The organism is Kitasatospora sp. NPDC059327 (assembly GCF_042752535.1).
GTDB lineage: Bacteria > Actinomycetota > Actinomycetes > Streptomycetales > Streptomycetaceae > Kitasatospora.
On record NZ_JBHYYB010000094.1, the window covers coordinates 24,288 to 35,199 of the forward strand.

Sequence of the window (10,912 nt, forward strand, 5' to 3'; positions counted from 1 at the left end):
GTTCGTATATGGAGTTCCCAACTCCGCTACAGAGTCGTCACGTTGGGGCCTCGTACATCGGTACGACCGGATCCGGCCATGTAGGGCTGGCCGAATGGATGCGAACCGGAACCGCCGGCCTGCTCGCCGCCTGATCCACTCTCGCGCCGCGTCACGGCGGTGCGCGTTCGCACGGAGGTGCCCGACATGAGACTCCGACTACTACCCGATACGAGACGCGGGAGGTGGCGCCGGAGGTTGCCGTCGGTCGCACTCGTCTGGTCGGTGGTGGTGGCGCTCGGCGTGGCCCCCATCGGCCTGGGCGCGCTGACGCAGGCCCAGGCGGCACCCTCGTCCGCCGTGACCAAGCCCGGCCCCAAGGTGTGGGACCCGAGCACCTGGACGGACGGCGTCGAGGGCAGTGTGACGGTCGCTCAGACCCAGAACCTGTCCAACCAGGTGCTCCAGGTCTCCTGGAGCGGGTTCACGCCGACCGTCGACGCCTCGGGCACGCCGCTGACCGTCGTCACCAAGGGTGACAAGCAGGCGCTGTACGCCGTCCGGGTCTACCAGTGCCGCGGGGTCGACCCCAAGATCACGGACTGCTACGGCAGCAAGCTGTACAACGCGGACGCGGCCATGGGGTTCAACCAGAAGGCACCGGCGGAGGGCACCACCACGCCGGACTTCCCCTCCAACATGGCGATCGCGCCGACCGGGACCGACGGCTCGGGCGCGACCTCCATCGAGGTCTGGACGGCCACCCAGAGCCCCTCGCTCGGCTGTGACGCGACGCACCCGTGCTCCCTGGTGATCGAGCCCAACTACGGCGGCGACACCCAGGACCCGTACAAGGCGCGGAACGGCGCCGTCGACTGCACCGACCACCTCAGCGACGTGGACGGCTTCTTCAACACCGCGAGCGACGGCGGCCTGGAGGCCTACGCGGGGGCGTGGGAGGGCAACCAGTACGCCGGGTTCCAGGTCGGCGAGCAGTGCGCGTGGGACAAGCGGACGGTCGTCCCGCTGTCCTTCTCCCCCACCGCCGCCGACTGCGACAACCGGGCCGCGGACTTCAAGGCGGCCGGTCTGGAGATGGCCAACCGCGCTGTCCAGCAGTGGCGCACCGGCTTCTGCCTGGCCTCCTCGCCGCTCGCCTTCCAGTACTCCTCCTCCGGCGGCGAGCCGCAGGCCAGGGCGGCGTTCCTGGGCGGGTCCGCCGGGGTGGACGTCGCGCTGACCGCGTACCCCGACACCGCGACCCCGGCCCGGCCGTACGTCTACGCGCCGCTGGCGACCACCGGAATCTCGGTGGTGTTCCTCGTCGACGACCCGGACACCGGGCGTCAGTTCCAGCAGATGAAGCTGACCCCCCGGCTGATGGCCAAGCTGCTCACCCAGTCGTACGCGCCGCCGGGGAGCCCGGTCGAGTCGGTGAACGGCAACCCCAGCTGCATCTTCGCGGACCGGGACTTCCTGCAGTTCAACCAGCTCCCGGCGACCAGCGGCCTGAAGTGGCCCACGGCCTGCGCGCCGGCGACCTTCGAGCCGACCATCGTCGGCGGGACCACCGACCTGATCTACCAGCTGACCTCGTGGATCGTCTCGGACCCGGAGGCCGTCCGCTTCCTGGACGGCGAGGAGGACCCGTGGGGGATGCAGGTCAACTCCTTCTACCGGCGGGGCGCCTACTCCGGTTTCCCGGTGGACGCCATCCAGCCGCAGGACTTCACCGGGCCGACGGACGCCAGTGAGGCCGCCAAGCACGCCCGGCAGTACGAGTGGAACCCCGTCCTCGGCGGTCTCACCCAGGTCCTGCGCACCATCCTGGAGAACCGGTCCACCTGCCAGCAGTGGATGGCGGACCCCGCCACCGGCAACCACCTGAAGTGCGACCCGATGGCCCGCGGTGACCGCAAGCTTTTCGCCGTCATGGACAGCGCCCAGGCCAAGGCGTTCTCGCTCCCCGAGGCCGCCCTGCGCAACCCGGCCGGCAGCTTCGTCTCGCCGAGCACCAACGGCTTCCAGTCCGCGGTCGGCGACATGCCGACCGACGCCGCCACCGGCACCCAGCTGCTGCCCTACGGCGTCGCGGACACGGCCTTCTCCCGCGACACCCAGGCCTACCCGCTGACCACCGTCCAGTACGCGATGGTGCCCACCGGCGGGGTGGCCGACAAGGCGGCCGCGATCAGCCGCTTCCTGACCACCGTCGCCAACAGCGGCCAGGTCTACGGCATGGAGCCGGGCAAGCTCGCCCCGGGCTTCCTCAGCCTCACCGGGCCCCAGCGCCAGCAGACGCTGGACGCGGCGAAGCACGTGGAGACCCAGGACGCCAAGTGGCCGGGCAACCAGGTCGCTCCGCCGCCGACCACCCCGTCCGGCGGTGACGGCGGGACGACCGGCGGCACCGGCGGCACCGCCACCGGCGGCGACTCGGGCGGCGCCGGCACCACGACCACCACCCCGGTCACCGGCACCGGCGACACCTCCACCACCGGCGGCTCGTCCACCGGCGACACCTCCGCCACCGGTGGGACCGGCGGCAGCGGTGTCGGCGGGCTCGGCAGCACGGGCGGGCTCGGGACCACGGGCGGTACCGGTGGCGCGGCCGCCGGTGGCGCGGTGGCTCCGGCCGCCGCGACCGGCGGGGCCAAGCCCACCGCCTCGCCGGGTGCCTCGCCCGGTTCGCTCGCGGCCGCTCCGGTCGCCGCCGGCTCCCCGGCGGCCGACCGCGCCGGCACCGCCCGCCTGCTGCTGCCGATCGCGGTGATCGCCGGCCTGGTGCTGCTGATCGGCGGCCCCGCCGCGCTCTTCTTCGGCGGCACGCCCGCCGGTGAGCGCGCCGTCTCCGCCGTGGGCCGGACCTGGGCGCGGGTGCGCCGCCGGCCCTGACCCAGCAGTGGCAACGACCCGGCGGGGCCGCCGTTCCGGCCCCGCCGGGTCCTCCGTCCCGGGCGTCACGGCCCGGGGCCTCCCCTGTACCGAGTACTTCCGTACCGAGCGCGCCGGAGAGCAGACCATGACAGCCGCCGCCGAGCCCGCGGCACCGTACGCCGGGGCTCCACGTCCACCACAGCCCGATGTCCCCCGTGTCATCACCGCCCCAGCCACGCCCGGAGACCGGGTGTTCCGGGGGGCGCTGCGGGTGGCGGGCCTCTCCGTCTTCGCGATCATGGGGTTGATCGCGTTCTTCCTGATCCTGCGCGGCGCGACCGCGCTGCGCGAGGTGGGGTGGAACTTCCTCACCGAGCAGAAGTGGCAGACCCAGGCGCACAACTTCGGGATCGCCGCCGTCCTGCCGAACGGCCTGCTGATCGCGGTGATCGCCCTGGTGATCGCCGTTCCGGTGGCGCTCACCACGGCGATCTTCATCTCCGAGTACGCGCCGACCAGGCTGCGGGCGACCCTGGTCTCGCTCATCGACCTGATGGCCGCGATCCCGAGCATCGTCTACGGCCTCTGGGGGCTGTTCTTCCTCCAGCCGCGCATCATCGGCTTCGTCCGCTGGCTGACCAACCACCTGGGCGACGCGATCCCCTTCCTCAAGGTGCGCACCGGTGACATCGGGACCTCCTACACCTCCTCCACCTTCATCGCCGGGGTGGTCGTCTCACTGATGATCATCCCGATCGTCGCCTCGCTCAGCCGGGAGGTGTTCTCGCAGGCCCCGCAGGGTGAGCGGGAGGGCGCGTACGCGCTGGGCTCGACCCGGTGGGGGATGATCCGCGCGGTGGTGCTGCCGTTCGGCCGCGGCGGTGTGATCGGTGCGGTGATGCTGGGCTTCGGCCGGGCGATGGGCGAGACGATCGCCGTCGCGCTCATCATCTCGCCGAACTTCAAGGCCATCAGCCACATCCTGGAGAACGGCGCCAACTCGATCTCGGCGCTGATCGCGCTGCGGTTCGGCGAGTCGGACGAGCTCTCGCTCTCCGCGCTGATGGCGGCGGGCCTGGTGCTCTTCGCGCTCACCCTGCTGGTCAACCTGGGGGCCGGCTTCGTGATCAACCGGTCCCGCTCCGGCGCGTCGACGGCGGACTGACCATGGCCCACTCCGCCACCCGCCGCCCATTGCCGCTCCGCCGTGAAGGGACCGCCCGATGACCACCCTCGACCTGCCGCCGGCCACCGTGCCCGCGCCGGCCGAACCACCCGCGGCCGCCGCGGAGCCGCGCCCCGAGAAGCGGGTCCGGCTCGGGGGCTTCACCCGCGAGGACGTCCTGACCCTGGTCGGCTCGCTGGTCGGCTCGCTCGCCCTGGACTGGATGCTCTACGAGCGGATCCTGCCGTTCAGCGGCGCGCAGGGCTTCCTGCTCTGCTGGTACGCCCTCTTCCTGGTGGGCTACTTCGCCATCGGCCGCCTCCAGTGGAACCCGCTGATGGTCCGTGACCGGCTGGTCTCGGTGGTCGCCTGGAGCTCCGGCCTGCTGGTCGTCGCCCTGATCGCCGACCAGATCGGCTACGTCCTGACGCGCGGCTACCACGCGGCCCAGCACCTCAACTTCTTCACCCAGTCGATGGACCACACCGCCCCGCTCTCCCCGATCACCTCGGGCGGCGCGCTCAACGCGCTGGTCGGCTCGCTCGAACAGCTCGGCCTGGCCACGCTGTTCGCGGTTCCGCTGGGGATCGCGGCGGCGGTCTTCATGTCCGAGGTCGGCGGCCGGATGGCCCGGCCGGTGCGGACCCTGGTCGAGGCGATGACCGCGCTGCCGTCGATCGTCGCGGGCCTGTTCATCCTCGGTGTCGTGATCATCACCTTCGGCTTCGAGAAGAGCGGCTTCGCGGCCTCGCTGGCCCTCACCGTGATGATGATGCCGATCGTCACCAGGGCCGCCGAGGTGGTCATCCGGCTGGTGCCCGGCACGCTGCGGGAGGCCTCCTACGCACTCGGCGGCAGCCAGTGGCGGACGGTGTGGAACGTCGTGCTGCCCACCGCCCGGCCCGGGCTGGTGACGGCCGTGGTGCTCGGCATGGCGCGCGGGGTCGGCGAGACCTCCCCGGTGCTGCTGACCTCGGGCTTCACCTCGCAGTTCAACGGCAACCCGTTCAGCGAGCACCAGGTCTCGCTGCCGCTGTACATCTGGAACTACGTCAAGCAGCCGTACCCCGACATGATCGCGCGGGCCTTCGCCGCCGCGCTGACCCTGATGATCGTGGTGCTCGTCCTGTTCGTCACCGCCCGCGTCGTCGGCGGCCGCAAGCCGGGCCAGCTGACGCGCCGGCAGAAGCGCCGGATCGACCGCGCCGCCACCCGCGTCGAGGACTCCGCCCGGGGTCGGGACCGGGGATCCGCCCGGCCCGCCGCCGTGGCCACCGCCCGTACCGCCGCCCGGCCCGCCACCGCGGCCACCGCCCTCGGGGAGCACTGATGTCCCGCCCAACCACCCTCAGTACCAGAGGAGTTCCCATGTCGTGGGAGGCCGCAAGCCGCCCCGTGGCACGCACGTTCGCCGTGTTGCTGTCCCTGATCCTCGCCGCGGGCTCCCTCCTCCTGGGACAGAGCACCCCCGCCTTCGCGGCCACCGCGCTCAACGCCGACGGCTCCAGCTGGGCCGGCCCGGCCATCGACCAGTGGCGGCAGGACGTCGCCCCGCAGGGCATCCAGATCAACTTCAACCCGATCGGTTCGGCGGCCGGCCGCAACCAGTGGAGCATCGGCCAGGACGACTTCACCGCCTCCGACGTGCCGTTCCGCTCGCAGGCCGACACCGGCCTCGGCCAGGCCGGCCAGGCCGGCGGCTCCGGCAAGGCCGAGAACCCCCGGTACGGCTTCTCCTACGTGCCGATCACCGCCGGTGGCACGACCTTCATGTACAACCTGGTCGTCGCCGGCAAGCAGGTCCGCGACCTGCGGCTGTCCCCGCAGACCGTGGTCGACATCTTCACCAACAAGATCACCAACTGGAACGACCCCAAGATCACCGCGGACTACGGCAAGGCCCTGCCGAGCCTCCCGATCACCCCGGTCGTCCGATCCGACGGCTCCGGCGCGACCGCCCAGTTCACCCGCTGGATGAGCCACACCCACCAGGCGCAGTGGGACGAGTACTGCAAGAGCGTCAACGGCGTCAGCTGCGGCGACTACACCGAGTTCTTCCCGCCGTCGGGCCGGATGACCGCGCAGAACGGCTCCGACGTCGTGGCCGGCTACATCAAGGCCCCGTCCGGCCTCGGCACCATCGGCTACGACGAGTACGCCTTCGCCAAGCGCAGCAACTGGCCGGTCGTGAAGGTGCTCAACCCGGCCGGCTTCTACACCCTGCCGACCGCCTCCAACGTCGCCGTTGCGCTCACCGCCGCCAAGATCCGCGGCGTGGACGACAGCACCGCCGCCGACGACCCGGACTACCTGCAGCAGAACCTCGACGGCGTCTACACGATGAACGACCCCAGGTCGTACCCGCTCTCCAGCTACAGCTACCTCATCGTGCCGCGCGCCGGGGCGGCGCTCCCGCCGCCGCCGCGCTTCACCAACGACAAGGGCAGCGCGCTCAGCCGCTTCCTCGCCTACGTGCTCTGCGAGGGCCAGGGCGAGGCGGACGGCCTCGGTTACTCCCCGATCCCGCGCAACCTGGTCCGCGGCGGACTGCTGCAGACCCAGCACATCCCCGGCAACGCCAGCCCGGTCGACGCCAACACCCTGGCCAACTGCGCCAACCCGACCTTCAACTCGGCCGGCCGGCTGACCGTGCTCGACAACGCCCCGCAGCCCAGCCCGTGCGACGCCAAGGGCACCCCGCTGGACTGCACCGTCCAGGGCGGTCAGGCGGTCAAGAGCGGGTCCGGCTCGGGCTCCGGCACGGGCGGCTCGGCCACCGGCGGCACCGGCGGTACCACCGGCGGGACGGGCGGCAGCGCGAGCGGGGGGACGGGGAAGACGCCCACGGCGGGCGGTACCGGCAGCGGAGCGTCCGGCGGCACCGGCGGCACCGGGGGCACCGGTGGCGCGGCGGGTACCGGGGGCACCGCGGGCGGCACCGGTGGCGCCGCCGACCAGCCCGGCGCGGTCGACCCGGCCGCGGGCACCGGCGCCGAGGGCGACCAGGCCGCGGCCGAGGACGTCGTCGACCCGCAGACCGGCCAGGTGGTCGCGCGCGGCCGCAGCACCGCCGCCGGGGAGGTCACGGCCAACGTGGTCGCCGTCGACGGGCGGCCGGACGACTGGATGCTGTCCACCCTGACCGCGCTCGAACTCCTCGCCGTCGTGCTCGTCCCGCCGCTGCTCGGCCGCCGCCTGCTGCGCCGCCGCAACTCCGCCGGCGGCCGGTCGTGACCGCCACGGCGCTGGAGAAGCCGGCGCCCCCCGCCCCGGACATCCCGGCCGAGCCGGCCTCCGCCGCGCCCGACCCGGACCCGAAGGCGGCCGGGGGCGGCCCCGGCGCCGCCCGACCGGCCAGACGGCGGTTCCTCCAGGCCGCCTGGGCGGTCAGCCTGCTGGCGGCGCTCACGATGGGATTCGTCGGGTACCTCTTCACGCTCTCGCACCTCCAGCAGCAGCACTACCAGTCGACCGCGTTCAAGACCTTCCGGGACCAGCTGGCCAAGGCGGTCGCCCCGACCGGCGGCGCGGCCGACGGGGACCCGGTCGCCCTGCTCGACATCCCGGCGATCGGCCTGCACCAGGCCGTCGTGGTGGAGGGCACCACCGGCCGGGACCTGATGCGCGGGCCCGGCCACCGCCGGGACACCGCGCTGCCCGGGCAGACCGGGGTCGCGGTGGTGTTCGGCCGCGGCGCGACCTTCGGCGCGCCGTTCGCCGAGCTGTCCAAGCTCCGGGTGGGCGACAAGATCGAGGCGACCACCGGCCAGGGCAAGTTCACCTACACCGTCAACGTGTACGGCGACGCGGACCACCCGATCAGCGACCCGGTCCGCAACCGACTGGTGCTGGTCACCGGAGACTCCGACTGGATCCCCGGCTCAACGGTGCTGGTCGGCGCCCGGCTGGACGGCGACCCGGAGGTCAACCCGGGCGGCCGTCCCGCCACCGTCCCGTACGACAAGGCGCTGGCCGCGGACAAGGGCGCGCTGGCCACGCTGCAGCTGTGGGCGCTCGGGCTGCTGGGCGCGGTGATCGCCGCGATCCTGCTGGCCCGGATCTGGCGCCGCTCGGCCGCCTACCTCAGCATCGCGCCGGTGATCGCCGCGATCCTCTGGGCCGTGTACGAGAACGCCGCCGCCCTGCTGCCCAACCTCTACTGAAGCGCGCCCGGAGGACCGAACCGATGACGGACGTACCGATGACCGACGCACCCCTGCTCGACCAGTTCAGCCGGCACGACGGGGGCGGCTCCGCGGCCGAGACCACGCTGACGCTGCCGCCCGTGCCCGACGCGGCCCCCTACGACGCCCCGCTGGCCGGGCTGGAGACCCGTGACGTCTCCGCCTGGTTCGGCTCGCACAAGGTGCTGGAGCGGGTCTCGCTCGCCATGCCCGCCGGGGAGGTCACCGCGCTGATCGGCCCGTCCGGCTGCGGCAAGTCCACCTACCTGCGGATCCTCAACCGGATGCACGAGATGGTGCGCGGCGCCGCGCTCGCCGGTGAGGTGCTGCTGGACGGCGACGACGTGTACCGGCCCGGCCGCCGGCCGGCCGAGGTGCGCCGCCGGATCGGGATGGTCTTCCAGCGGCCCAACCCGTTCCCGGCGATGTCCATCCAGGACAACGTCTCCAGCGGGCTGAAGCTGGCCGGCATCAAGGTGTCCCGGGACGAGCGCGAGGAGCTGGTGGAGAGCAGCCTGCGCCGGGCCGGGCTCTGGGACGAGGTCGCCACCCGGCTGCACACCCCGGGCGGCGCGCTCTCCGGTGGCCAGCAGCAACGTCTGTGCATCGCACGGTCGTTGGCGGTCTCGCCGGACATCCTGCTGATGGACGAGCCGTGTTCGGCGCTCGACCCCACCTCCACCCGGCGGGTCGAGGAGACCATCGCCGAGCTGCGCGGACGGCTCACCATCGTGATCGTGACCCACAACATGCAGCAGGCGCAGCGGGTGTCGCAGTCCTGCGCGTTCTTCCTGGCCACCCACGACACCCCGGGGCGGATCGTCGAGGCCGGGCCGACCGAGCAGCTGTTCACCAGCCCGCGGGACCAGCGGACCTCGGACTACGTCAACGGCCGCTTCGGGTAATCGGACCGCCGGGCGGGGCCGGGCCGGGGCGGGAGGTCACCGCCCCGGCCCTTCGCGCGTGCGGGCCCTGTTCGTTCCCGGGCCTCGCACGCGCCGGTTGCCGGGCGGTCCGCCGGCTCAGCGGCCGACGAACCGCTCCAGCACCGCCGCCACGCCGTCCTGCTCGTTGCTCACCGTGTGCAGCGGCACCGCCGCCAGCACCTGCGGATGCGCGTTGGCGACGGCGTACGCCGTCCCCGCCCAGGCCAGCATCTCCAGGTCGTTCGGCATGTCGCCGAAGGCCACCACCTCGCTCCGGTCGATCCCGCGCCCGGCGCACCAGCGGGCCAGCGTGCTCGCCTTGGTGACGCCGGGCGCGCTGATCTCCAGCAGCGGGATCGGCGCGGACCGGGTGATCTCCGCCAGGTGCCCGGCCGCCTCGCGGGCCACCGAGAGCAGCTTGTCGGGGTCGAGGTCCGGGTGCTTCGCCAGCAGCTTGAACAGCCCGTGCACCGCGCCGCCGGCGCCGAGCAGCTCCTCGGCCGGGCCGATCGGATGGTTCTCGTCCTGGCCCCACATCCGCACCTCGTAGCCGGGCTCGCGGGCGAACCCGGCCGGGTACTCGAAGGCGAACGCGGTACCGGGCAGCTTCGCCCGCAGGGCCGCCACCACGGCCAGCGCGGCCTCCGCGTCGAGCGGGAAGGACTCCAGCAGCTCGCCGCGCCGCACGTCCACCACCGCGCCGCCGTTGGAGCAGATCGCCACGCCGTGGCCGCCGATGTGCCGGCTGACCTGCTGCATCCAGCGCGGCGGCCGACCGGTCACGAAGACCACCTGGACCCCGGCCGCCTCGGCGGCCGCCAGCGCGGCGGCGGTGCGCTCGGAGACGGTGCCGCCGGCGCACAGCAGCGTGCCGTCCAGGTCGGTGGCGATCAGGCGGGGGGCGGTGCGGGGAGTGGTCACCGGTCCATCTTCGCCTACCGCCGTCGGGAGGTCACCGCCGCGACGGCGACCTCCCGACGCCGGCCGGGTCCGGCTGACCCCGGGCGACCCGCAGGGTCAGCCCGACGGTGTGCAGCATGCCGCTGGAACTGGAGGAGGAGCCGCCAGTCCCCGTCGGCCGGCAGCTCGGCGTGGCAGGACGGCACCCGGGCCGCCGGTGCTGCCCGCCTCGGCCCGCCTCTGCGGGTGGAGGTGGGCGAAGGCCTGGTTCCCGGCGTGGAAGGCGGTCAGATGGGCGAAGGTCTCCGGGTACGGCTGGAGGTCGGTGACCGGCTTGCCGTCCCGGCTGACGGTGACCTTCAGCTCACCCGCCCGCCGCCGCCCCGGCGCCTCCGCGCCCACGGGTGCGCCCGCCCTCTGCCGTCGCGGGCCAGGCAATACCCCCGGGCCGTATTCGATCGCCGTAGGCGCCCGCCCGCGCGCCCTGTTTCGGCCCCCGAGCCGTCCTTTCCGGCCGTTTCGCCACTCCCCGGGGTGTCCCGCTTCCCCAGCGCGGGCATGACTGTCCTCGGCAACCCCGTCGGCAGGAAGAGCCATGCGAACTCGCCACGCCCAAGACGAGCGCCCACCGACCACCACGCCGGACGCCCCGCGCGAGACGCGCGACCCGGTCCTGATCGGCGACATCATCCTCGACACCCTCGCCGACCTGGCCCGCCGCACCGCCCCGGCCCCGATCCCGCACGTCCCCACCCAGCGCACCCGCGCGCACCCGTGACCGACGCCGGCCGGCCGCTCCCCTCGGAGCGGGCGGCCGGCGGGGCGGGGGGGCGCAGCCCCCTTTGGCGGGGGCCGCCGTTGGGGTACGCCCGATATCACCC

The 10,912-nt window shown here is 73.4% G+C and carries 8 protein-coding genes; 7 read left to right on the forward strand and 1 reads right to left on the reverse strand.

Annotated elements, in window-relative coordinates; translation table 11 throughout:
- The first annotated feature begins 237 nt into the window (after positions 1-237).
- The 6 genes from ACFXHB_RS36050 (at position 238) to ACFXHB_RS36075 (ending at position 9,110) form a co-directional block, all read left to right on the forward strand.
- A complete protein-coding gene (locus ACFXHB_RS36050) occupies positions 238-2,874 on the forward strand; it encodes a hypothetical protein (RefSeq protein WP_380579766.1) in 2,637 nt (878 codons plus the stop codon).
- Between the two features lie 232 nt (positions 2,875-3,106).
- A complete protein-coding gene (gene pstC, locus ACFXHB_RS36055; RefSeq protein WP_380579768.1) occupies positions 3,107-4,021 on the forward strand; it encodes a phosphate ABC transporter permease subunit PstC in 915 nt (304 codons plus the stop codon).
- A 58-nt stretch (positions 4,022-4,079) separates the two neighbouring features.
- Complete coding sequence (gene pstA, locus ACFXHB_RS36060) at positions 4,080-5,351, forward strand: phosphate ABC transporter permease PstA (protein WP_380579770.1); 1,272 nt, start codon at positions 4,080-4,082, stop codon at positions 5,349-5,351.
- 65 nt (positions 5,352-5,416) lie between these two features.
- Positions 5,417-7,255, forward strand: coding sequence for a substrate-binding domain-containing protein (locus ACFXHB_RS36065; protein WP_380579772.1), 1,839 nt, complete (start codon positions 5,417-5,419; stop codon positions 7,253-7,255).
- Entirely contained in the window at positions 7,252-8,184 is a 933-nt protein-coding gene (locus ACFXHB_RS36070) for a class E sortase (RefSeq protein WP_380579774.1), read from the forward strand. Before ACFXHB_RS36065 ends, ACFXHB_RS36070 begins: the two co-directional genes overlap by 4 nt.
- Before the next feature lie 38 nt (positions 8,185-8,222).
- Positions 8,223-9,110, forward strand: a complete 888-nt coding sequence (locus ACFXHB_RS36075; protein WP_380579776.1) for a phosphate ABC transporter ATP-binding protein — start codon at positions 8,223-8,225, stop codon at positions 9,108-9,110.
- 117 nt (positions 9,111-9,227) lie between these two features.
- Here the strand turns inward: ACFXHB_RS36075 and ACFXHB_RS36080 are convergent, their stop codons facing one another.
- Positions 9,228-10,052, reverse strand: coding sequence for an HAD family hydrolase (locus tag ACFXHB_RS36080; protein ID WP_380579778.1), 825 nt, complete (start codon positions 10,050-10,052; stop codon positions 9,228-9,230).
- 574 nt (positions 10,053-10,626) lie between these two features.
- On the opposite strand from ACFXHB_RS36080, the gene ACFXHB_RS36085 reads away from it, so the two are divergent.
- On the forward strand, positions 10,627-10,809 hold the full coding sequence (locus ACFXHB_RS36085; RefSeq protein ID WP_380579780.1) for a hypothetical protein: 183 nt from the start codon (positions 10,627-10,629) through the stop codon (positions 10,807-10,809).
- Positions 10,810-10,912 lie beyond the last annotated feature (103 nt).